This is a genomic window from Aliiroseovarius marinus (assembly GCF_050881025.1).
GTDB lineage: Bacteria > Pseudomonadota > Alphaproteobacteria > Rhodobacterales > Rhodobacteraceae > Aliiroseovarius > Aliiroseovarius marinus_A.
Genome location: NZ_JBNNXQ010000001.1, coordinates 102,571 through 124,715 on the forward strand (window position 1 = coordinate 102,571; position 22,145 = coordinate 124,715).

Genomic DNA, 22,145 nt, shown 5'->3' on the forward strand with positions numbered 1-22,145 from the left:
GCTACTGATCCAGGAAACTGCGCAGTTTGCGGCTTCGGCTGGGGTGTTTCAGCTTCCGCAAAGCTTTCGCTTCGATCTGGCGGATACGTTCGCGGGTGACCGAGAACTGTTGGCCCACCTCTTCCAGCGTGTGGTCGGTGTTCATGCCGATGCCAAAGCGCATGCGCAGCACGCGTTCTTCGCGCGGGGTGAGAGAGGCCAGAACCCGTGTCGTGGTCTCTTTCAGGTTTTCCTGAATGGCAGAATCCAACGGTAGAACCGCGTTCTTATCCTCGATGAAGTCACCCAGCTGGCTGTCTTCTTCGTCGCCAATCGGCGTTTCCAAGGAAATCGGCTCCTTGGCGATTTTCATCACCTTGCGCACCTTCTCAAGCGGCATTTGCAGCTTTTCGGCCAGCTCTTCCGGCGTCGGCTCGCGGCCGATCTCGTGCAGCATCTGGCGGCCTGTGCGCACCAGCTTGTTGATCGTTTCGATCATATGCACCGGAATACGGATGGTGCGTGCCTGATCCGCGATCGAGCGGGTGATGGCCTGACGAATCCACCAGGTCGCATAGGTCGAGAATTTATAGCCCCGGCGGTATTCAAACTTATCCACCGCCTTCATCAGGCCGATGTTCCCTTCCTGAATAAGATCAAGGAATTGCAGCCCGCGGTTCGTGTATTTCTTGGCAATCGAGATCACCAGACGCAGGTTGGCTTCGACCATTTCTTTCTTGGCCTGACGCGCCTCTTTTTCGCCCTTCTGAACCTGCTGCACGATGCGGCGGAATTCCGGGATGTCGACGCCGACATATTGACCCACTTGCGCCATGTCGCCGCGCAGCTTTTCGACCTTGTCGGTCGACTTCTCGATGAACGCCTGCCACGCGCGCCCGGTCTTTTCGCCCATCTCGTCCAGCCATGTGGGGTCCAGCTCGCGGCCCCGGTAGGCTTCGACAAATTCACGGCGGTTGATGCGCGCCTGATCGGCCAGTTTCACCATCGAGCTATCAATCGACATGATGCGGCGGTTGATGCCGTAAAGCTGGTCAACCAGCGCCTCAATACGGTTGTTGTGCAGGTGTAGCTCGTTCACCAGCTCGACAATCTCCGAGCGCAGCTTCTGATAGGCGCCCTCTTCTTTCTTCGAGAAGCTGTCATCCTCGTTCAGGGTCGCGGACATGCGCAGATCCTGCATTTCCGACAGCTGTTCATAGTCGCGCGCGATCAGTTCGAGGGTTTCCAGCACGCGCGGCTTCAGCGCTGCCTCCATCGCGGCCAGCGACATGTTGGCGGCCTCGTCCTCGTCATCATCGTCGTCATCATTGTTGATGGGGTTGCCATCCGCGTCGAGCTCTTGCTCTTTTTCCTTCTTCTCGGGCGCGGCACCTCCGGCAGCGGGGGTGACCTCTTCTTCTTCGTCGTCGTCATCCAGCTGATTGCCAAAGGTGGCGTCCAGGTCGATCACGTCGCGCAGAAGAATGTCTTCGTTCAGAAGTTCGTCGCGCCAGATGGTGATCGCCTGAAAGGTCAGCGGGCTTTCACACAGCCCGGCGATCATCGTGTTGCGCCCGGCTTCGATCCGCTTGGCAATCGCGATCTCGCCTTCGCGCGACAGAAGTTCGACCGATCCCATTTCGCGCAGATACATGCGCACGGGGTCGTCGGTGCGGTCCAGTTTCTCGGTCTCGGCCGTGGCAACGGTCACTTCACCGCCGGCGTTCTTCGCCACCAGCTCGGTCGAGCCCTTCTCTTCGTCTTCCGCCTCTTCGTCTTCGATGATGTTGATGCCCATCTCTGACAGCATCGACATCACGTCTTCGATCTGCTCGGAACTGACCTGATCGGGCGGCAGCACCTGGTTGAGCTGGTCATAGGTGATGTAGCCACGCTCGCGCGCCTCGGCGATCATCTTTTTGACGGCGGTCTGGCTCATATCGGCCATCGGCTCGGCGTCTTGGTCGTCCTTGCGGTCGGTGGCGGTGTCCTTGGCGGCCATGGGCTCTCCTTGCACAAAGGGGCGGGTGTCGGCGGGGCGTCCCCCTGCGTGCCGATCCGCAAAGTGATTCGGGTTGGACGAATCATCGGTCCGAATCAGTGATTCGCCAACCCGTGTAACGTGATTTCTTTAGGGGCGCTTTGCAAGCAGGTGACAGATGCAGCGCCCCATGGTGTTTTAAGTGCCCTTCTTGGGGTCGATCTGGGCCAAAAGCGCATCCAGCGCGTCGCGTTCTTCGCGGTTCAGAAGCGAGCCATTATCGGCCACCTCATAGGTTGCTTTATCCTCGGTCTGGCTGCGCAGCGCCTTGTTGCGGGCTTCTGCCGCCTGCCCCAACCGCCATGTCACCCCTTCGTCAGGCAGGGCGTTCATGTCAGCCTCGGCATCGATCACTTCACGCCGGGCACCGCGCAGGGCTTCCAGCTTTGTCAGTTCCTCGGTCAAGCAGGCCGAAACAATCTCGTCGTCGTCATCAGCCCGGATCGCGGGGGTAATGCGCACATGGTTGAGCGCAAAGAGCTTTTCAAGGGCCTGCGCGCCAATTCGGGCCTCGATCTGATCGGCCAGAACGGCTGCTCCGTCATGGGCATGGCGCAAAAGCAATTGCTGCAAGTCGCCATGGCCCGGTCCGACCATTTCAATCCGTTCCATCCGGCTTTCCACCTGATCAAGCATATCCGGGCGGCGGATCAGAATGGCCAGAATGACCGCCTCGCGCAGCGCTTCCTGCGCGCGATCATCGGCACTGGCCAGAAGCGAGGTTTTGGTCGATGCCAGCACGGGTGGCGTTTGTTGCCAGCCGCCCCCCTTGCCGGGCTGCCAGGCACGTTTCTGCCCGCCCTGCCCTTTAGATCCCTGCGGACGGGCGCGAAACAGCTCCCACCGCTTGTCTTTGATCGCCTGCCCATAATGGTTGCGAATGGACGGGTCCTGAATGCGCGCAATGGCGGTGCGCAGGTCCTTATCAAGCGCGGCCTTGCGTTCGGGGCTGTCAAAGACCTTGCCTTCGGTTTCGCGCTGCCACAGCAGGTCCACCATGGGCTGAGCACCATCAATCAGCGCCTGCATCGCCTCGGGCCCGCTTTCCTTCAGAAGGTCATCCGGGTCCTTGCCCTCGGGCATGATGGCGAAACGCAGGCTTTGACCGGCCTCCAAGAGCGGCAGGGCGTTGTCGATCACCCGCATCGCCGCGCGCAGCCCCGCTTTGTCGCCGTCCAGCGCGATGATCGGTTCGGGCGCAATGCGCCACAAAAGGCGCAGCTGGTCTTCGGTGATCGCGGTGCCAAGGGGGGCGACGGTGGCGCCAAACCCGGCCTCGGAGAGCGCAATCACATCCATGTAGCCCTCGGCCACAATCAAAGGTGCGCCCTTGCCTGCCGCCTCGCGTGCAGGCCCGTGATTGTAAAGGCTGCGCCCCTTGTCGAAGAGGTCAGTTTCGGGCGAATTCAAATACTTGGCATTGTCATTCGGGTCCATCGCCCGCCCGCCAAAGGCAATCGCCCGCCCGCGTGCATCGCGGATCGGGAAGATGATGCGCCCGCGGAACGTGTCATAGGGTTTGCCACCCTTCTGGCTGGGCTTGGCCAAACCTGCGCCAAGGATCAGGTCATCCTCGACCCCCTTGGCCTTGAGATGATCCCACAGCCCCTGCCACGCGTCCGGCGCAAAGCCGATATCCCAACGATCCAGCGCGGCATCGTCTAATCCGCGCCGGGTCAGGTAGTCACGCGCCTCGGCCCCCGCGCCGGTTTTCAGCATCAGGCGAAAATGGCTGACGGCCATTTCCATCACTTCGGCCAATTGCGTGCGCCGATCAGCCTTTTCCTGTGCCTTCGGGTCGCGCGCGGGCATCTGCATTCCGGCCTCGCCTGCCAGAATTTCAACCGCTTCCATGAAGCTGACATTTTCCGTCTCGCGCACAAAGGAAATGGCGTCGCCCTTGGCGTGACAGCCAAAGCAATAATAGAACCCCTTTCGGTCATCCACATGAAAAGACGCGGTTTTTTCCTGATGGAAGGGGCATGGTGCCCACATGTCACCCTTGGCCTGATTGGATTTGCGCTGATCCCACATGACCTTGCGCCCGGCAACCTGGCTCATGCTCAGGCGGGTGCGCAGCTCATCAAGAAATCCGGGTGGCAGAGACATGGGATATATATTGGGCCGTGCGGGCGGAATGTCCAGCGCTCAGGCACCCACCGCACCGCGCACCATGTCCCAATAGCGATCCGCCACCGCTTCGCGCGACAGGCGGCCGCCTTCACGGTACCATGTGTTCACCCCGGTCAGCATGGCAATCACCGCCATGGTGCTCAGGCGAATATCGGTCACGGCGATCACGCCTTCCTGCTGGCCCGCGCGCAGGATCGCCTCCAGCTCGGCCTCATACTGGCGGCGCAGGCTTTCAATGGCGGCGAAGTTGTCGGGTGTCAGGTTGCGCAGTTCCATATAGGCGATGAACACCGCATCGGGGCGTTCCAAGTGAAAGCGGATGTGAAAGCGCGAAAACGCCTCCAGCGCATCCAACGCGCCTGCGCCCTTCGGTTCCACATCCCAAGCGGCCAGAAGCTCTTCCATATGGCTGCGCATCAGGTCAAAAAGCAGGCTCTGCTTGTCCTTGGTGTAAAGATAAAGCGCGCCTGCCTGCACGCCGACCTCGCCCGCGATCTGGCGCATCGAGACAGCCGCAAACCCGTGACGCGCAAAAAGCGTCAGCGCCGCGTCGCGAACACGCGGGCCGGTGATTTCGCTGTGTGATCCGGTTTTACGAGCCATAAGTCGGGCTTAACTGAACAAACGTTCAAATCCAAGCGTTTCGCTGCGTCTTATCAACAATGAAAGGGCGGCTTGCCCGTCTGGGCAGGCCCGGATATGCTGCGCCCAACGCCCTGATTTCGCAAAGGTTCCCGCATGGCCCGCCCCCTGTTGATCTGCACCGGCCTGTTGGGACTGGCGCTGGCCGGATGTTCCAGCCCGCCGGATTTCGCAGATAACCTGTCCGCGGACACACCCTTCCCGCAGATCGTGCCCACCAGCCAGATCACCGCGCAAGTGCCGGTGGAAACCGCGTCTGAGAACACCGATGCGCTGGCCAACCGCGCAGCGGCCCTGCGTGCGCGTGCGGCTGCCCTGCGCAACCAAAGCGTGGTGGCCCCAGACGACAAGGCCGAACTGAACGCCGCCGATCCGCAGGTCCCTGCAGAGTAACCACCCGCCAGAAAATCGCCGCCCACCGCACCCAGCGGATTGCACAGCCCCGCGCCATTGGATATGCCTCGCGGGACGCAACCACAGCCGACGGAGACTGACATGAGTGACAAAGCCCCCCTGCGCCTTGGGATTGCAGGCCTTGGCACCGTCGGTATCGGCGTGGTCAAGATCATCCGCCGTCAAGCCGCCGTCTTGGAAGCGCGCGCTGGCCGCCCAGTGGTCATCACCGCCGTTTCGGCCCGCTCGAAAGACAAGGATCGCGGCGTGGACCTGTCGGGCTACGCTTGGGAAGATGATCCTGTTGCGCTGGCCAAACGTGAGGACGTGGACCTGTTCGTCGAACTGATGGGCGGCCATGAAGGCCCGGCGAAAGACGCCTGCGAGGCCGCCATTGCCACCGGCAAGGACATCGTGACCGCCAACAAGGCGCTTTTGGCCCATCACGGGCAGGAACTGGCACTGGCCGCCGAGGCCGCAAGTGTCTGCCTGCGCTATGAAGCCGCCGTGGCGGGCGGCATCCCGATCATCAAATCCCTGATGGAGGGGCTGGCAGGCAATGAGATTACCCGCGTGATGGGCGTGATGAACGGCACCTGCAACTATATCCTGACCCAGATGCAGGCGACCGGGCGCGGCTATAACGCGCTGTTCGAGGAATGCGCCGAGCTGGGTTATCTGGAGGCCGATCCCAACCTTGACGTGGGCGGCATTGATGCCGGTCACAAACTGTCGATCCTGTCCTCCATCGCCTTTGGCACGCAGGTCAATTTCGACGCGGTTGATCTGGAAGGCATCCAGCGCATCCAGCTGGAAGATATTGAAACCGCAGCAGAAATGGGCTTTCGCATCAAACTTTTGGGCGTGGCCCAGATGACCGGGCGCGGGCTGGAGCAACGCATGACCCCCTGCCTGGTGCCCGACAGCTCGCCGCTGGGCCAACTGGAGGGCGGCACCAATATGGTGGTCGTGGAAGGCGATGCGGTTGAGCAGGTCGTGCTGCGTGGTCCCGGCGCGGGCGAAGGCCCCACCGCCAGCGCCGTCATGGGCGATGTGATGGATCTGGCGCGCGGCATCCGCATTCCCACCTTCGGCCAACCCGCCGAGACGCTGCGCCCTGTCACCGGCGTGAAAGCAATGAAACCAGCGCCTTATTACTTGCGCATGTCGCTTCTGGACAAGCCCGGCGCCATGGCGAAAGTCGCCGCGGTGCTGGGGGATGCGGGCATCTCGATCAACCGGATGCGCCAGACCAGCCACAATGAAAAGCTCGCCCCCGTGCTGGTGGTCACCCACAAATGCACCCGCGATGCGTTGGACGCAGCCATCAGCGGTTTCGCCGCCACAGGCGTGGTCGATGGCGATCCGGTCGCCATTCGCATCGAAGAAGTCTGACCCTCAGCGTCAGCACCGCTTTTAATGGGGGCAAGGGGGTAAACCTCTTGCCCCTTTTGCATGCGGTGTCTAAACGTCAGGCAAACAAAGACAGTAAGGATTGCCCCTATGGCCGATAAAGTCGTTTTCGCCGACCGCATGCTTTCGCTGGGTCTGGCCCGTGTCTCCGAGGCCGCCGCCATGGCCAGCGCCACCCTGATTGGGCGCGGCGACGAAAAAGCCGCCGATCAGGCCGCCGTGAACGCCATGCGCGACCAGCTGAACCTTCTGGACATTCAGGGCACCGTGGTCATCGGCGAAGGGGAACGCGACGAAGCGCCCATGCTGTATATCGGCGAAGAGGTCGGATCGGGCGATGGCCCCGCCGTGGACATCGCGCTGGACCCGCTGGAAGGCACCACGCTGACCGCCAAGGACATGCCCAACGCGCTGACCGTGATCGCCATGGCCCCGCGCGGCACGCTGTTGCACGCACCTGACGTTTACATGGAAAAGCTGGCCATCGGGCCGGGCTATGACAAAGACGTGGTCAGCCTGGACATGTCGCCTGCCGAACGCGTTCAGGCGCTGGCCAAGGCCAAGGGCTGCGACGCCTCTGACATCACCGTCTGTGTGCTGGAACGCCCGCGTCACGAGGAAATGATCGCCGGCATCCGCTCAACCGGGGCGGCGATCCGCCTGATCACCGATGGCGACGTGGCGGGTGTGATCCACTGCGCCGAAGCCGAGATCACCGGCATCGACATGTATATGGGCCGCGGTGGCGCGCCTGAGGGCGTGTTGGCGGCGTCCGCGCTGAAATGCATGGGCGGCCAGATGTGGGGTCAGCTGACCTTCCGCAATGATGACGAACGCGGCCGCGCGGCCAAGGCGGGCATCACCGATCTGGACCGCATCTATACCCGCGACGAAATGGTCACCGCCGACGTGATCTTTGCGGCCACCGGCGTGACCGATGGCTCGATCGTCTCGGGCATCAAGCGTGAACCGGGTTTCCTGACCACCGAAACGCTGCTGATGCGTTCGAAAACCGGCTCTGTACGCCGCATGATCTACCGTAACCCGGTAGCTGCTGGCTGATGGCGCAGGCGCTCCTCCTGATCGACATTCAGGACGGGTTTGACGACCCTTTTTGGGGCGCGCGCAACAACATGGATGCCGAGGCCAACGCCGCCCGGCTTTTGACTCATTGGCGGGCGCAAAACGCGCCCGTCTTTCACATTCAGCACCTGTCCGTGACGCCGGGCAGCCCGCTGAACCCCGATGGTGGGCGGCCCTCTATCAAAGCCTGCGTTGCGCCTCGGACCGGGGAACCCGTGCTGACCAAATCCGTAAACTCTGCGTTCATTGGCACCGATCTCGAGACACGCCTGCGCGCCACGGGCGCAACGGCCCTGACCATTTGCGGGCTGACCACGCCGCACTGCGTGTCCACCACCACGCGCATGGCCGCCAATCTGGGCTTTCAGGTCACGCTGGTACATGACGCCTGTGCGGCCTTCACGATGAACGCAGATGCCAGCTGGCGCGCGGGGGATGCGCCCACCGCCGAGGATATACACCGCGCAGCACTGGACCAGCTCAATGGCGAGTTTGCCCATGTCACCTCGACCAGACAGGTGCTGTCATGAGCGCATTTCTGGGGGTCGAGACCTCTCTGACCGGGCGGCGCTGGGTCGGCCCTTCGACAGAAATCGACCGCGCGGCCGAGGCCTTGGCACAGCAAACCACCCTGCCCGCGCCCCTGTGCAAACTACTGGCCCGGCGCGGTGTGCCAGCCCATGAGGCAGCAGGGTTTCTGGACCCGACCTTGCGCGATCTTCTGCCCGACCCGCGTGGGCTGAAAGATATGGAGGTCGCCGCCACACGGGTTCTGGCCGCGCTGGACAAGCGCGAAAAAGTCGCCATCTTTGCCGACTACGACGTGGATGGGGCCACCTCAGCCACGCTGCTGATCGACTGGTTTCGCCATTTCTCCCAAGAGGTTACGCTCTATATCCCCGACCGGATCGCCGAAGGCTACGGTCCCAACACCCCCGCGATGGAAAAACTGGCGGCGGACCACAGACTGATCATCTGCGTGGATTGCGGCACGCTCAGCTTCGATCCCATCGCGGCGGCGCGGGCCAAAGGGGCGGATGTGGTGGTGCTGGATCACCATCTGGGCGGCGAGACCCTGCCCGAGGCCAACGCCGTGGTGAACCCCAACCGGCAAGACGAGATGGACGGACCGGATTACCTTTGCGCAGCGGGGGTTGTCTTCCTTTTGCTGGTCGAACTGGGCCGCATCCTGCGCGAGGCGGGGCGAAGCGGTCCTGATCTGATCAGCATGCTCGACATCGTGGCCCTTGGAACCGTGGCGGATGTCGCACCCCTGATCGGCGCCAACCGGGCGTTGGTGCGCCAAGGCCTGAAGATCATGGCGCGCCGCACCCGCCCCGGCATGGTGGCTCTGGCCGATGTGGCCGGGTTGAACGAAGCGCCCCGCGCCTACCATCTGGGCTACCTGATGGGGCCGCGCGTGAATGCGGGCGGGCGGATCGGCAAAGCCGATCTGGGGGCACGCCTTCTGTCCACACGCGACCCGCATGAAGCAGGGGCGATTGCAGAAAAACTCAACGAACTCAACGGGGAACGGCGCGAAATCGAAGCCCGCGTACAAGAGATGGCGCTGGAACAGGCCGAGGCGCGCGGGCTGGATGCCCCCTTGGTCTGGGCGGCCGGCGATGGCTGGCATCCGGGCGTTGTGGGCATTGTCGCAAGCCGCCTGAAAGAGGCGACCAACCGCCCCGCCATCGTGATCGGTTTTGACGGCGACGACGGAAAAGGATCGGGCCGGTCCGTTTCTGGTATCGACCTTGGTGCGGCGATCCAGAAGCTGGCCGCTGAAGAGGCAATCACAAAAGGCGGCGGGCACAAAATGGCCGCGGGTCTCAGCCTGACACGTGATCAGCTGGAGCCCGCCATGGCACGGCTTTCCGAGCTGATGGCAAAACAGGGCGCGGGCGAGCTGGGTGCGGCTGACCTGAAACTGGACGGCATGCTGATGCCGCCCGCCGCCACGGTTGAACTGATCGAGACGCTGGAAACCGCAGGTCCGTTTGGTGCCTCGGCCCCTGCCCCGCGATTTGCCTTTCCCGAGGTGCAGATCCTCTTTGCCAAACGCGTTGGGCAGAACCACCTGAAGGTCACATTCGGGGATGGATTGGGCACGCGGATCGACGCGATTGCCTTTGGCGCATTTGATGGCCCGATGGGCGAAGCTCTACAGAACCATGGGGGCGCGCGGTTCCATTTGGCGGGTCGACTCGAAATCAATCAATGGCAGGGACGTGTCAGCCCGCAACTTCGGCTGGAAGACGCCGCAAGGGCCTGAAAAGGTTCAAATAATTGACAAAGTAAAAAAGTCAAAATCCCTCTTGCGCGGACAATGGCTTTGACTTAGAAACCCCTCACCACAGCGTGGCCCGTTCGTCTATCGGTTAGGACGCCAGGTTTTCAACCTGGAAAGAGGGGTTCGATTCCCCTACGGGCTGCCACTTTTCCCCATATTTCCAATTTTGCGTGACGTTCTTGACTGGGAACTGAAGGGTGTTCACCTGCACCCTTGCGATCGGGCAAAAATCCCCGCACCATCGCGCCTGTTGAAAAAAACGCCCGAGGGCTATGATGATCCGTAGACGCTTTCTGTGCCTGACCCTGTTGACCCTGTCTGCTCTGCCCCCCCAAGCGACCAGCGCGCAAAACTGCGATCCTGCACGCCATTCCTATATCCGCTTGCCCCTGTCGATCCCCCTGCCCGCACTGCAAACACAGCTGAACGCTGCGGTGGACGAGGTGATGACCGGCGTTGAACAAGATCCCGTTCCGGGGCGTCTGGTGAATGACACGCTCAGCTGGGCGGCGCGACGATCTGACATCGTGCTGCGCGCAAATGGCAATGGCGGGTTGATCGCCGCGGCCAACATCCGCGGAAATGTCAAACTGACCGGTGGCCTGCAGGTTATAGGCGGCACGGTTGGCGCGCTGCTGAACCAGGTGGCCCCGGCCAATATCCCGATCAGCCAATCCGGCCGGCTCGAGGCCCAAGTGGTCACGGATGCCCGGCCCATCTTGTTTGAAGACTGGCGTCTGGCCCCTCAGGCGGTCGCCTCGGTGCGCATCACCCAAGCAGACGCCAGGATCGCCAAGCTTGGGAACCTGTCCTTTCGCCAGTTTCTGCAACCAAAGGTACAAAACCAGATCAACAGGCTGCTGGCCAAGCTTAACCGCGACATGCCAAAAGACCAGTTTCTGCGCAAAGAGGCGCAGGATCTTTGGAACGATGCCCATAAGGTGATTGAAGTCAGGGGCGAGGCTCCCGGCTGGATCGTGACACGGCCGGTTCAGTTTGAAGCGGTCCAACCCTTTGTAGATTCGAAAGAAAATGAATTGCGATTGGGGTTGAACCTGTGTTTTGACGCCTCTGGGGTTCTGACCCCCGAACGCCCCGATCGCCCCGCGCGCAGCAAGGTTGCGCCGTTGCATTTTATCGATGAGATCAAGTCCGGTGGCATCCAGCTGCGCCTGCCCGTTTTTGCCAGCTGGGACAGGATCAGCGACATTGCGACCTCGGAACTCGTGCACAGCCCGCTGACCTGGCCTCGTGGTTCGGGCGCGTTCAACATGACCCTGTCCCACGCCGACCTTGGCGGTTCAGAGGATGGGACGCTATCGATCAGGCTGGGTTTGTCTGCCTCGAAAGGGTGGATCAGCCGGGTGCTATTTGGGCAGGCCTTCGAAGGTGAGTTGACCTTCACCGCCACACCAAACCTGACGGACAACAAACTGACACTGAACAATGTGCGCCTGTCGCAGGACAGCGACAGCCTGTTGCTGCGCTCTGCCAAATGGTTGCTAAAAGGCCGCTTGGAAGAGCTTGTGGAAACCCATGTGCATGCGGATTTGTCGACGGCCAAAGCTGAAACCGAAACCTCGGCCAAAGAGGCCCTGCGGCGCCTGGCCCAGGATATGCGCTATGATGGGTTCAAGGTGGACTTCAACGACGCTGACATCAATCTGACGGCGCTGACCCCAGATCAAAACGGCCTTGGGTTCACCTTAACCGGAACGACCACCACTCGAGACGCGCAGGTGACCTTTGTGCCGCAGTTTTGAACTCAGCAGCGCCGCGAGACGATGGAAATTCAGAATTCTTCACTTTCTCCTCTTGCGCTTGCAAAACGGCTCGCCTAAGAAGCCGCCTACCAACAGCGTGGCCCGTTCGTCTATCGGTTAGGACGCCAGGTTTTCAACCTGGAAAGAGGGGTTCGATTCCCCTACGGGCTGCCACTTTTCCCAAAAGCAGATGATTAAACCGGTGCAACGCCTTCGAACCGGCAGATGGGCCGCTGCGAAGTGTATGGCGCGATGCGTGTCGCGATTTATTTAAGGGTAAACTCCGAACGACCGCCCGCGCCGTGAAAAACGATCTCGGTAATGGTTCCGGCATCGTTGCGAATAGCTTCAACCGACATGCAGGCGGGGGCGCCTGACAGGCCGCGGGTAAATTCACGGCAATATTGCCCCTGATCCAGCGTCCACGTGCCTGCAAAGGCGATGCCGTTAAAGACCCCCTCCAGCGTGCCATCTGCGTAAATGACCGCTTCGCTGACATGATCATTTTGCATGGTCCGGCCGATGATGGACTGGATGATATCCGCGGTCTCGACAGCCGGTTGAGCCGTGGCCCCAATCGCCATGCCAAAGAGCAACCCAGCGAAAGCAGGCATCTTGTGGAAAATCGACAAAGCAAAATCAGACATGGAACACGCTTTAGACAGGGACTGATGACCCGTCTGCTATTGTCCGCCCTGCCCCATGTCAACAGATGTAACGACCTGCCGGGGACTGTGCACCGACTGCGCGACCCCGTGGATACAGAAACAGGCCCGCCCGTTGCGTTTTGCCCCGTAAAGCGCGTGATCTGCGTCTTCGACAATACGCGCAATTGTCAGCTCTGCGGGGGTATATTGATCTGATTGCGCAATGCCGATACTGGCCGAAATCCGACACAGTTCGTCTTTGAAGGGGATGGGGCGTTCCAGTTTTTCGATGATACGTTCCGCAATACGCGCCAACCGATCTGCACTTGGTAACCGGTTGATCAATATGGTAAATTCATCCCCGCCAACCCGGGCCACAACATCCGTTTCACGCGTTTCCTCGCGCAGGACCTGAGATACTTTTTCCAGCACCGCATCCCCCGCCGCATGGCCCAACGTGTCATTCACAGCCTTGAAGAAATCCAGATCAATCTGCATCAGGGCAAACCCCGCCTGCGTCTCGATCATCCGCTCGAGCGACAGTTCCAGCGCGCGGCGATTGGCCAACCCGGTCAAACCGTCAGTAAGGGCTGCGGCCTCGGCCTCGCTTTTCTGTCCCTGCAGCCGCTCTGCTGCCTGGTGAGAGGCTGACATGGCGGCTGTTTTCGCTTCGACCAGATACATCAGTTCAATAGTCAGATCCGTGGGCGCAAAATCCGAGCCAGACAGATCATACCGCGCCACCGCATCCACGATCTTGTAGCCAAATGACAGGTTCAGCAACAAGGCCTCGCCTGCGCCCAACAAGGTGACCGTTGCGTTCACGGGCAGGCCTGCATCGTCTTTCAAACGCAGGTACACTTTGGTGCCCACCAGCTGGCGCACCTGACGAATCGAGGTGATCTTTTTGGGCCTGCGCAGTTCAAAAAGTGAAAACACGTTCTGACCGATTGGGCAGTCTGGCCCAAGCACTTTTGCGATTGTCGGCCCAGCATGGGTGATCCGACCTTCAAGGTCTAGGATCAGATGCATCGGCATCACATGATCAAATGCATTGAGGGGAACGTTTATCCTGTCAAACTTTGTCATCTTATTCCGCGTTTGCAACCAGTTGGAATTCTCGCGCCTCTCCATGAGACATGTCGACGAGCTGCGCAGTCAAAAGACGCTTGCCGCCGCGGTCATCCTGACATCCCGGCACCAGCTCAAGGATCGCCAGCGTGCCATAGTCATCCGCCAAGGCCCGCAGGATGCCCAATAATACCGCCGACAAATACCCTTCCGGGTCTTCCACGAGAATTTCAAAGGACAGCCCTGATGCTTCGTTCACCTCTATCGCGGGCAGGTTCAGGTCAGGCACCGCCAGGCTGGCACGCCCGGACAGATCCTCAAGCGAATGCAGGAAGTCTTCGTAGTCAACGCCCCCGAACCGAAGCAGGCGACGCACACGTTCCGAAACGGGGTTCGTCACCAGATAGGTGCCGAAATCCTCAAGAAGCGATTGCGGGGATTTGCGCAAACTGCCCGAGATTTCTTCGATCAGCGTCGCCGCAATCACATCGTCATACTGGAAAAGCGGTTCAAACCCATCTGCCTCATGGGCCGATTTACGCAACGCGCCGCGCCAGACCTCGGGATTATAGGTCTGGCATATAAACCCTTCAAATGACAGAAAGATCAGCCCAAGCATTCCACACTCACTTCATCGCAATTCACGCGAGTGTAGGCTGTGCCGGATTAACAGTTTCCAAATCCGACCGGATCAAATCGCCGTTTTTTGATCAAGTTGCGCTCAAATTGAACAAAATCGGCCCTTATCCGGCCTGGCTTAACCAGCTTGGCAGCGCCCCGATATCGGGCAGCACAACATCGGCAAACGGGGCAAGCTCGACCTCCGTGGCAAGGCCCGTCAGCACCGCAACGGTTTGCATGCCCGCAGCGCGCCCCGCATGCAGGTCATGCAGGCTGTCGCCGACCATGGCCACACGTGACGGGTCCAGCCCCAAAAACCGCGCGAAGGCCAGACAGGGGCCAGCATCGGGTTTCGACCCATGGCCGCTGTCATATCCGGACACGTAATCCAGCAATCCGGTCACCCCGGCACTGTCCAGATGCGCGCGTGCAGGGGTTTCGGCATCGTTCGTTGCAACGCCGAGCTTCAGCCCGCGGGCGCGCAAATCGTTCAGGAAAGGGGCCAGCGGCACGGCCTCGACCTGCGGTGCACGGGCCGCTTCTTCATTCAGAATATCTTCAATCTGGTCCCCCGGCAGATCCAGCAGCTGCTCAAGCTCGCCTACGATTTCCTCTGGCGTCCCGGCAATCACGACGCTGTCGCGCGCAAAGCGCCGATTGGGCAAGTCAAATCCAATAGCCTGCCCTAATTCTGTGGCGCGCGCGCGCGCGCCATCTGCAAAGCGCAGTAAAACGGCCTCGGCCCAGGCCTCCCAAGTGGCTTCGAACAAGAAAAGTGTTCCATCCTTGTCAAAGAGAACAGCATCTGCGCGCATGATATTTCCTATATATTACCGTTGCTTGAGAGGATCACGTCCAATGAGTTTGTGCTCCGCCCGGCAAAGCCTGCCGAGCCTGTGACGGGCGTTCATATGGCGCCTGAAGGGCTTCGCAGGCCGCGATAACCCAAGCGTCATCCATCATGATGAAATCCAGAACTGACGCCAGAAATGCCGGGTCCGAGGCCCCGGCTTTTAACGCCGCCTGATCGACGCCGCTTGACCCCATGAACACGGGCAGCAATTCGTCGTTTGAGATGAGCCAGCCAAGGGTCTGTAGGGCAAAAGTTTCGGCAGTTTCCGGTGTCACGGGCGCTCCATTCCGTTTTTGGCAAGGATTTCTTAACCAATCCGTCGCAATACTTACCAAAGCGTTGCTGAAACGGAAAAACAAGAGCGAGCAAGCCATGTCAGGTAGAATTTTGATAGCCGACGATTTCTTGACAAATCGTATCGTGCTGAAAGTTCGTCTGACCGCCTCTTGTTATGATGTGGTCCAGGCGGACACCAGCGGCGAAGTGGTTGAAATGGCACGACATTGTCGGCCGGACCTGATCATATTGGGCGCGGATGGGAACCGGTCTGCCAGCGCGCTCTGTGAACAGCTCAAGGCGGATGCCGTGCTGACCCATATCCCCCTTTTGGTGATCGCCCATGATTCTGCCAATGAACCCCGGCTGGAAATCCTTAAGGCGGGCGCGGATGAGGTTTTTGGCAAACCTCTGGACGAATCGACGTTGCTGGCCACGGTGCGCAGCCTGATCCGTCGTCGTGGCACCTATGACGATGTTCTGCGCCGCAAAGATTTGGCGCATGAATTTGGTGTGGCCGAGGCGCCGCAGGCCTTTGCAGGGCGCGCCAAGGTGGCACTGATTGCACCGGATGCAGAAACCGGCATCCTTTGGCGCATGCATCTTGCGACAGAATTTCGCCATGAATTGCTGATCATGACCCAATCTCAGGCGCTGGAGGACCTGTCGACACAAAGCAGGGTGCCCGATGCCTTCATCATCGGCTCGACACTTGCGGAAACCTCGGATGGGTTGCGGCTGGTCAGCGAGCTGCGGTCGCGGCGCACCACGCGTCATTCGGTGATCGTGGTGCAGGATTGCGGGGAAACGCCGTCTCCAAATTCGATGGCGCTGGATCTTGGCGCCGATACCGCCATGCGCGGGAGATTTGATGCAGCTGAACTGGCGGTAAAGCTGGACCGGCTTTTGGCCCGCAAGACCGAAGCCGATGCGTTGCGTGAGAATGTGCGCAGCGGCTTGGAACTGGCGCTTCAGGACCCGCTGACAGGGCTTCACAATCGCCGCTATGCCCAATCTTACTTGCAGCGACTGGAACAAGAGAGCCTTGAGAAACGGCAGCCCTATGCAATCATGATATTGGATCTGGATCGGTTCAAATCGGTCAATGACAGATATGGCCATCTGGTCGGCGATGAGGTGCTGATCGAGGTGTCAAACAGGCTGCGCAGCAATATGCGCGACAGCGACCTCGTGGCCCGCTTTGGCGGCGAGGAATTCCTGATTGCCCTGCCCGCGACGGATGAAACCGCCGCCCGGATCATGGGCGAACGGTTGCGCCGCGCGATCGGGGATCAGCCGATCCGGTCCCATGGTATCGGGCAGGACCTGGACGTGACCCTGTCCATCGGGGTTGCGGTTTCGACACCTGAGCCGGGACGCCACAAGTCCATGCAAGAGCTTTTGCAAGCGGCTGACCGGGCGCTTTACGTTGCCAAGTCAGACGGGCGCAATCAGGTGACATTTGTGCAAAGTGCTGCCTAAAACGTTTCCAGTTATTGCCCGATCACAGCAACAACCGGAAACGCCCACCATCCTGACATGTTGCGCGGCGCACCCACATCACGTTCATTCAACCCCATCTGGAAACGCTTTCGGCCGTAATCCCGCCAACTCTTTGGCGGCACAACGGTTTCTGCACCCCAAAACTATGAGCCAATTGCATCTGCTGTGATTTCACGGGCGGGTTCCGCCATGCCGCGGGTCAATCTGAGTGCCGCCCGCGCTTGACCTTGCGCGCGATACGATCTGCGAAGTCGCGCCGTTCCGCAAGGCTCATCAGGCTGATCCGATCAATCACCAACCCGCGCAGGGTTTGCGCCCGGCTGTGCATGCGATCCGCCTGCGACTGCATCAACAGCGCAAACCTGTCTGCGTCAAACGGGTCGGCGCGCAACTCCTCAAGCATCGCGGAAAACTCTTGCTCAAGCAGTTTCCCGTGATCCCGGTACGATCCCGAACGCGCTTTCATCTCTTTTCCGATGGCGCGGCGATCACGGGGCGTGAACGCACCAGCCAGCGGGGCAAATCCCAGCCGCCCAATCACGTCACGTTCCGGCCCGCGCGGATCAAAGCTCCGACCGTGGTGCCCGCCTGCCTTGGCCCCGACAACCAGCCCGATCACCAGAAGGTTCAGCGTAAGAGACACAGCCAAAAGCACTTTGGGCCATTTGCGGCGCGGTTTTGCGGGCCCTTGAGGGCCTGTCTTGTTCGAGGTCTCGCTCATCCTTCATCCTCCGCAAAAAGGCTTGTGTCCAGATAGCTGGGGGCCAGATCTTCCAAACTGTAGTCGGTTTGATCTTCCGAATACGTGCCGCTCAACACCAATCCGCCCGACAGAAGTTCCAATTGCACCGGTTGCGCAAACCCGATCCACACGCCAGCAACGGTGGCTGTCACCATCCCGGCTGCAGATGGCCAACCGCCGATGGCAGACAGGATCGCTTTGACCGCGCCCTGTTTGACCGGCATCTCGGCGTCACGTTCCAGCTTCTTTGGCTGCGGCTGCAGCCTGTCGGCATCCGCGAGAATGGCAGACATCAAAGCATCTGACGGCGCCGGATTATCCTGTCGCGCGGCGTTGAAGAATGCCTCCAATGCATCATCATGCGGAATTTCAGATCTGTCAGTTTTCGCCATAACCCAACTCCTCTCGGCGCCCCGCTAATGCGGCTGCCAGCGCCCGTTTGCCCCGCGCAGTCAAACTTTCGACCGCCTCGACGCTGATATCAAGAACCTCTGCAATTTCAGGGTTCGTAGCCCCTTCGAGATGCCGCAACGTGACGGCGATCCTTTGTCGTTCCGGCAGCGTCATCAACGCCGCCTCGAGTGCTTTGGCCCGATCCGCCGCGATCATGCCCTCGACCACCTGAGGCGCATCATCCTTTGGCTCTTCGATGGCATCGATATCCACCGTGCGCTTTTTGCGCAGCCGGTCCGTGCACAGGTTGGACACCACGCGATAGAGCCAGGTCGACAGTTTCGCCTCGCCCGTGCGCCAATTCGGCGCTTGTTTCCAAAGGCGCAGCATCGCTTCCTGCGTGACGTCCTCGGCCTCGGTCCGGTCCCCCAAAAGACGCGTGGCAAAACCCAACACCCGCGGCGCAAGCCGCCCGGTGAGGATCTGAGCCGCGACAGGGTCGCCGTTCCCGTATAGTACAAGAAGCGTCTCATCTGCCGCGCCGTCATACGCGTCCAGGGCCATATCCATACACTCTGCCTAAAGCGTTTCCAGTTATTGTTGGATCACAGCAATAACTGGAAACGCTCACCATCCTTACATGTTGCGCGGCGTTTCCACATCCCGTTGTTTCAACGTAATCTGGAAACGCTTTAACCGTTCCCAAGATCGGAAACAACCAACCGCACCCGCCCCAGGACAGGTGCGGTCACGTGACGTTAGCCGTCGTTCTTGCCGCCAGATTTACCGCCATGTTTGCCGTGCCCCTTCGCCCCATGGCGCATGAACATCTCTTTCTGAGCCGCGTCGAATTCAGCGGATGAAATCGCGTTGTCATCATCCGTGTCAAAGCGATCAATCATGCGATCCAGCTTGGCGGTCTCTGGGGCCATTTCCGTGAAGCTCAAGCTGCCGTTCTTGTCGGCATCGCGATCTTCAAGCATATTCTCCAGCTTCCAGCCCATGCGCTTTTGCATCATCTTGCCCTTGCGCTTGCCGTCGCCCTTGCCTTTCGCAGCCATACGTTCGGCCATCTTCTTTTCGGCCTGGGCTTTCAGCTCATCCAAACTCAGCTCGCCATTGCCATCGGCATCGGCGGCGTCAAAGCGCACCTTGGCGGCGGCGGCCAGATCTTCAACGGTGATCTGGCCTGATTTATCCAGATCAATATCCGCAAATTCCATCTGCATGAATCCGCCGCGGGGGCCCATCATGCCGCGCTCTCCGGATTTGCCACCACCAAACGCCATGGCGGCGGTCGAGGTGAGCGTCAGGGCCGCCCCCAATCCAAGGGCAATGGCGGTTGCGGCAGTTTTCTTTGTCAGCTTCATGACAGTCTCCTTTGGTGTCTTGCCTCATATGCCGGCGCCTTGCGTGCTGTCCGGCTTGATACAGGTAAAACGCACGGGTCGTGGTTTTCCGTCGCAACAATCGCAAATTTCCGCGACACGCCGCCGCAAGCTCAATTCAGGGTGTGATTTTCCCGGACGTTCCGCGTAAACTGAGCGGACGCGTGACACAGGAACCAATATGACCGACGTAACCACCCAGCCCTCGCCCCCCAATTTGCTTGAGACCAACGAACGCGAGGTGAAGCCCGCCCTGTGGAAAGGCTGGCGCAAACGCTGCCCCAACTGCGGAACCGGCAAGCTGTTTCAGGGCTATCTGAAAGTGAATGACCGCTGCACTGTTTGCAGCGAAGAGCTGCACCACCAGCGCGCGGACGATGGCCCGGCCTATCTGACCATCATCGTGGTGGGGCATGTCATGGCACCGCTTCTGCATATCGTTTATGTGCATTTCGTGCAGGATCCGATGATGCTGGCCACGATCTTTACCGTTGGTGTGGTGGCGGCATCGCTTTACCTTCTGCCGCGCTTCAAAGGCTTCATGGTTGGGTTCCAATGGGCCAAACGCATGCATGGCTTTGCCGGCCCCAAAGACAACAGTTAAATCAGAGGCGCCTAATATGGACAAATCCAAGATCATCCGCGACGCGGCCACGGTCATCCTGATCCGCGACAAGGACACGCGGCCTCAGGTTTTGATGGGACAACGCGGGGCGAAGGCGGCCTTCATGCCCAACAAGTTTGTATTTCCGGGCGGTGCGCTGGATGCGGGTGATCACGATATCCCGCTTGCAGATGCCGGAGCCGAGCCATGCCTGACCCGACTGGCAGAGCGGGCGGATGCCTCGAAGGCACAGGCGCTGTTGGTTGCTGCAATCCGTGAGCTGTGGGAAGAAACCGGGCAGATATTGGGCGCGCCGGGCACATGGCCCGGGGCCGTGCCGGAAGGATGGGAAGGCTTTGCAGATGCAGGCTTTATTCCGTCAGCCAAAGGCATGGCCTTTACTTTCCGTGCGATCACCCCCAAAGGCCGCCCGCGCCGTTTCGATGCGCGCTTTTTCGCGGTGGATGCGGGGGAATTGCGCACTGATATCGACGATTTTTCGCGCGCATCGGACGAGTTGAGTCATTTGCAGTGGATCCCTCTGGATGATGTGCGCCGGTTTGACCTGCCCTTTATCACCGAGGTGGTTCTGGCCGAAATCGTCGGCAACCTTCCCGATTTGGGCGCGCCTGCACAGGTGCCGTTTTTCAACAATTCCGACGAAGAAAGCCTGTTCGAGCGTCTGGGTGGGGTCGGACCTCTGTCAGCTGCGGGCTGAGGATCAGTTCAGAAACAAAACCAACACCAGAACCGAGGCGAGGATCAATGCAGTGCCTGCATATTCTCGCCCGGTGACCTTTTCGCGAAACACGAAAAGCGTGGCAGCATAGGAAAACAAAAGCTCGACCTGCCCAAGCGCTTTGACCAGGGCCGCATTTTGAAGCGTGAAGGCGGTGAACCAGCAAAAACTGCCCACCATCGAGGTCATCCCGACCCAGATACCAACCCGCCAGGCGGCAAATACCCGGCCAATCTCGCCTCGTTGGCGCAGCGCCATCCAAAGCATCATGATCAACGTCTGATACGCGGTCACAACGGCCAGCGTGAAACCCGCGCGCGCCACCACAGCCCCTGTATCCAGGGACAGCGACGCCCCGCGATAGCCAATCGCCGAGACCGAGAAAAGCAGCCCGGCCCCCAGCCCCAACGCCGCCGCGCGATTGAAAAACCGTCCCCAGCCCAGCGCCGTGCCTTCGGGCGGGTCTGACAACAGGATCAGGCCCAGAAACCCAACCCCGATGGCCAGCGCCCCGGCGATCCCGACACCCTCGCCCAGCACCACAAGCCCAACCAGCGCGGTCAAGACAACTTCGGTTTTCTTGAACGTGATCCCAACCGCGAAATTGCGTTCCGCAAAGAGCGCAACCACGCAGATCGTGGCCAGAATTTGGGCGATGCCCCCGGTCAGCGCAAAGGCAAAAAAGCTTGGTGACGGTGTGGGCACGGCCTGACCGGTCACGCTGAAATACCCCGCCATCAGCAACGCCACCAGCGGTGCAGAATAGGCAAAACGCGCCAGTGTCGCCCCGGTCGAAGTCAGCCGCGTGTCTTTCAGCCGCTTTTGCAGCATGAACCGAAGGTTTTGCGAAAACGCGGCAAGCAGCGTGACGGGGATCCAGGCGTGCATGATCTCGTACGCCTTTTCTAAAGCGTTTCCATATTCCGTTGAAACAAAGTGATATGGAAACGCAGCACGACGTGCAAGGATGGTGGGCGTGTCCAGCTACTCATGTGATCGGGCAATAGCTGGAAAAGCTCTAGCGTGTTTCCAGGCGGCTCATGTCATAGCCGTTGAACGCCAACACGTCGCGGGCGGCTTTCACGCGATCCTCGCCGCCGGACCGCTCCCGGTCGATGATCCAGCCAAAACTGCCCGAAGGCGTGCCGATCGCGGCGGTGCGATAATCGTCATCCACCCAAAGCACCCAATATTGCGTGTCAAAGGGCGCGCGGCCCACAACGATACGACCTGGCGCAGGCTGCGTGGTGTCATAGCGTTCCAGCAAACCTTCGCCGCCGCGTTTCATTGCATGGATTTCCAACCCGCTGATGCCTGCCCCACTGGCGTGGAACACAACCGATCCAAAGGTTGGCACGTCACCCGGATGCACCATCTCTCCGCGGATGGTCCAGCGCCCGGCGAAGCGGGCGGCGTCAAACCGGGTGGTGGAGCTGATCGGGCGTTTGGTGTTGCGATGGAAAGAAACGCCCTCGCCCCCGCCCGTCCCCAAACACCCGGCAAGCGCAGAGGTCACAGCCATGCCTGCAGTGGTCTTCAACGCAGCGCGACGTGTCAGCATTGCGGCC

The 22,145-nt window shown here is 60.3% G+C and carries 23 protein-coding genes and 2 tRNA genes; 11 read left to right on the top strand and 14 right to left on the bottom strand.

The features are described 5' to 3' along the window. Position 1: 1 nt before the first annotated feature. The 3 genes from rpoD to ACRY08_RS00440 all read right to left on the bottom strand — a co-directional run bounded on the left by rpoD (position 2) and on the right by ACRY08_RS00440 (position 4,756). A complete protein-coding gene (gene rpoD / locus ACRY08_RS00430) occupies positions 2–1,981 on the bottom strand; it encodes an RNA polymerase sigma factor RpoD (RefSeq protein ID WP_432447839.1) in 1,980 nt (659 codons plus the stop codon). Positions 1,982–2,158: 177 nt separating this feature from the next. After that, a complete protein-coding gene (dnaG, locus tag ACRY08_RS00435) occupies positions 2,159–4,129 on the bottom strand; it encodes a DNA primase (protein WP_432447840.1) in 1,971 nt (656 codons plus the stop codon). Positions 4,130–4,168: 39 nt separating this feature from the next. Further along, positions 4,169–4,756 carry a TetR/AcrR family transcriptional regulator gene (locus ACRY08_RS00440; protein ID WP_432447841.1) on the bottom strand — a complete coding sequence of 196 codons (588 nt, stop codon included), beginning with the start codon at positions 4,754–4,756 and terminating at the stop codon, positions 4,169–4,171. A gap of 135 nt (positions 4,757–4,891) precedes the next feature. Here ACRY08_RS00440 and ACRY08_RS00445 point away from each other — a divergent pair, with 135 nt between their 5' ends. The 8 genes from ACRY08_RS00445 (at position 4,892) to ACRY08_RS00480 (ending at position 11,914) form a co-directional block, all read left to right on the top strand. Then, positions 4,892–5,188 (top strand): hypothetical protein, encoded by a 297-nt coding sequence (locus ACRY08_RS00445; protein WP_432447842.1) that lies wholly within the window; start codon positions 4,892–4,894, stop codon positions 5,186–5,188. 102 nt (positions 5,189–5,290) lie between these two features. Next, positions 5,291–6,583: a homoserine dehydrogenase gene (locus ACRY08_RS00450; protein ID WP_432447843.1), complete on the top strand. Its 1,293-nt coding sequence runs from the start codon at positions 5,291–5,293 to the stop codon at positions 6,581–6,583. Between the two features lie 108 nt (positions 6,584–6,691). Beyond that, on the top strand, positions 6,692–7,663 hold the full coding sequence (glpX, locus tag ACRY08_RS00455) for a class II fructose-bisphosphatase (protein WP_432447844.1): 972 nt from the start codon (positions 6,692–6,694) through the stop codon (positions 7,661–7,663). After that, positions 7,663–8,214 carry a cysteine hydrolase family protein gene (locus tag ACRY08_RS00460; RefSeq protein ID WP_432447845.1) on the top strand — a complete coding sequence of 184 codons (552 nt, stop codon included), beginning with the start codon at positions 7,663–7,665 and terminating at the stop codon, positions 8,212–8,214. Before glpX ends, ACRY08_RS00460 begins: the two co-directional genes overlap by 1 nt. Then, complete coding sequence (gene recJ, locus ACRY08_RS00465) at positions 8,211–9,959, top strand: single-stranded-DNA-specific exonuclease RecJ (protein WP_432447846.1); 1,749 nt, start codon at positions 8,211–8,213, stop codon at positions 9,957–9,959. Before ACRY08_RS00460 ends, recJ begins: the two co-directional genes overlap by 4 nt. Before the next feature lie 88 nt (positions 9,960–10,047). Further along, a tRNA-Glu gene (locus tag ACRY08_RS00470) sits at positions 10,048–10,122 on the top strand. A 127-nt stretch (positions 10,123–10,249) separates the two neighbouring features. Then, complete coding sequence (locus ACRY08_RS00475; RefSeq protein WP_432447847.1) at positions 10,250–11,740, top strand: DUF4403 family protein; 1,491 nt, start codon at positions 10,250–10,252, stop codon at positions 11,738–11,740. Between the two features lie 99 nt (positions 11,741–11,839). After that, a tRNA-Glu gene (locus tag ACRY08_RS00480) sits at positions 11,840–11,914 on the top strand. A 92-nt stretch (positions 11,915–12,006) separates the two neighbouring features. On the opposite strand, the gene ACRY08_RS00485 is transcribed toward ACRY08_RS00480, so the two are convergent. The 5 genes from ACRY08_RS00485 to ACRY08_RS00505 all read right to left on the bottom strand — a co-directional run bounded on the left by ACRY08_RS00485 (position 12,007) and on the right by ACRY08_RS00505 (position 15,207). After that, entirely contained in the window at positions 12,007–12,387 is a 381-nt protein-coding gene (locus ACRY08_RS00485) for a hypothetical protein (protein WP_432447848.1), read from the bottom strand. Between the two features lie 36 nt (positions 12,388–12,423). After that, the gene (locus ACRY08_RS00490; RefSeq protein ID WP_432447849.1) at positions 12,424–13,425 is read right to left on the bottom strand and encodes a diguanylate cyclase domain-containing protein; all 1,002 of its coding nucleotides are present in this window, start codon (positions 13,423–13,425) and stop codon (positions 12,424–12,426) included. 52 nt (positions 13,426–13,477) lie between these two features. Further along, positions 13,478–14,077 (bottom strand): heme NO-binding domain-containing protein, encoded by a 600-nt coding sequence (locus ACRY08_RS00495; RefSeq protein WP_432447850.1) that lies wholly within the window; start codon positions 14,075–14,077, stop codon positions 13,478–13,480. A gap of 124 nt (positions 14,078–14,201) precedes the next feature. Continuing rightward, on the bottom strand, positions 14,202–14,894 hold the full coding sequence (locus ACRY08_RS00500) for an HAD family hydrolase (protein ID WP_432447851.1): 693 nt from the start codon (positions 14,892–14,894) through the stop codon (positions 14,202–14,204). Between the two features lie 34 nt (positions 14,895–14,928). Continuing rightward, positions 14,929–15,207: a DUF3572 domain-containing protein gene (locus ACRY08_RS00505; protein ID WP_432447852.1), complete on the bottom strand. Its 279-nt coding sequence runs from the start codon at positions 15,205–15,207 to the stop codon at positions 14,929–14,931. A 97-nt stretch (positions 15,208–15,304) separates the two neighbouring features. On the opposite strand from ACRY08_RS00505, the gene ACRY08_RS00510 reads away from it, so the two are divergent. After that, positions 15,305–16,690, top strand: coding sequence for a diguanylate cyclase domain-containing protein (locus ACRY08_RS00510; RefSeq protein ID WP_432447853.1), 1,386 nt, complete (start codon positions 15,305–15,307; stop codon positions 16,688–16,690). Between the two features lie 220 nt (positions 16,691–16,910). On the opposite strand, the gene ACRY08_RS00515 is transcribed toward ACRY08_RS00510, so the two are convergent. The 4 genes from ACRY08_RS00515 to ACRY08_RS00530 form a co-directional block, all read right to left on the bottom strand. After that, positions 16,911–17,432: a periplasmic heavy metal sensor gene (locus ACRY08_RS00515; protein ID WP_432447854.1), complete on the bottom strand. Its 522-nt coding sequence runs from the start codon at positions 17,430–17,432 to the stop codon at positions 16,911–16,913. Beyond that, entirely contained in the window at positions 17,429–17,845 is a 417-nt protein-coding gene (locus ACRY08_RS00520; RefSeq protein WP_432447855.1) for a hypothetical protein, read from the bottom strand. The genes ACRY08_RS00515 and ACRY08_RS00520 overlap by 4 nt, the downstream gene beginning before the upstream one ends. Further along, positions 17,832–18,416 carry an RNA polymerase sigma factor gene (locus tag ACRY08_RS00525; RefSeq protein ID WP_432447856.1) on the bottom strand — a complete coding sequence of 195 codons (585 nt, stop codon included), beginning with the start codon at positions 18,414–18,416 and terminating at the stop codon, positions 17,832–17,834. Before ACRY08_RS00525 ends, ACRY08_RS00520 begins: the two co-directional genes overlap by 14 nt. A 188-nt stretch (positions 18,417–18,604) precedes the next feature. Continuing rightward, positions 18,605–19,216, bottom strand: a complete 612-nt coding sequence (locus tag ACRY08_RS00530; RefSeq protein WP_432447857.1) for an EF-hand domain-containing protein — start codon at positions 19,214–19,216, stop codon at positions 18,605–18,607. A gap of 199 nt (positions 19,217–19,415) precedes the next feature. On the opposite strand from ACRY08_RS00530, the gene ACRY08_RS00535 reads away from it, so the two are divergent. Both ACRY08_RS00535 and ACRY08_RS00540 read left to right on the top strand, forming a co-directional pair. Then, a complete protein-coding gene (locus ACRY08_RS00535) occupies positions 19,416–19,838 on the top strand; it encodes a DUF983 domain-containing protein (RefSeq protein ID WP_432447858.1) in 423 nt (140 codons plus the stop codon). Between the two features lie 16 nt (positions 19,839–19,854). After that, positions 19,855–20,556 carry an NUDIX hydrolase gene (locus ACRY08_RS00540; protein ID WP_432447859.1) on the top strand — a complete coding sequence of 234 codons (702 nt, stop codon included), beginning with the start codon at positions 19,855–19,857 and terminating at the stop codon, positions 20,554–20,556. A 3-nt stretch (positions 20,557–20,559) separates the two neighbouring features. Here the strand turns inward: ACRY08_RS00540 and ACRY08_RS00545 are convergent, their stop codons facing one another. Both ACRY08_RS00545 and ACRY08_RS00550 read right to left on the bottom strand, forming a co-directional pair. After that, a complete protein-coding gene (locus tag ACRY08_RS00545; RefSeq protein WP_432447860.1) occupies positions 20,560–21,465 on the bottom strand; it encodes an EamA/RhaT family transporter in 906 nt (301 codons plus the stop codon). Between the two features lie 130 nt (positions 21,466–21,595). Continuing rightward, the gene (locus tag ACRY08_RS00550; protein ID WP_432447861.1) at positions 21,596–22,138 is read right to left on the bottom strand and encodes a lipocalin family protein; all 543 of its coding nucleotides are present in this window, start codon (positions 22,136–22,138) and stop codon (positions 21,596–21,598) included. Positions 22,139–22,145: the final 7 nt, after the last annotated feature.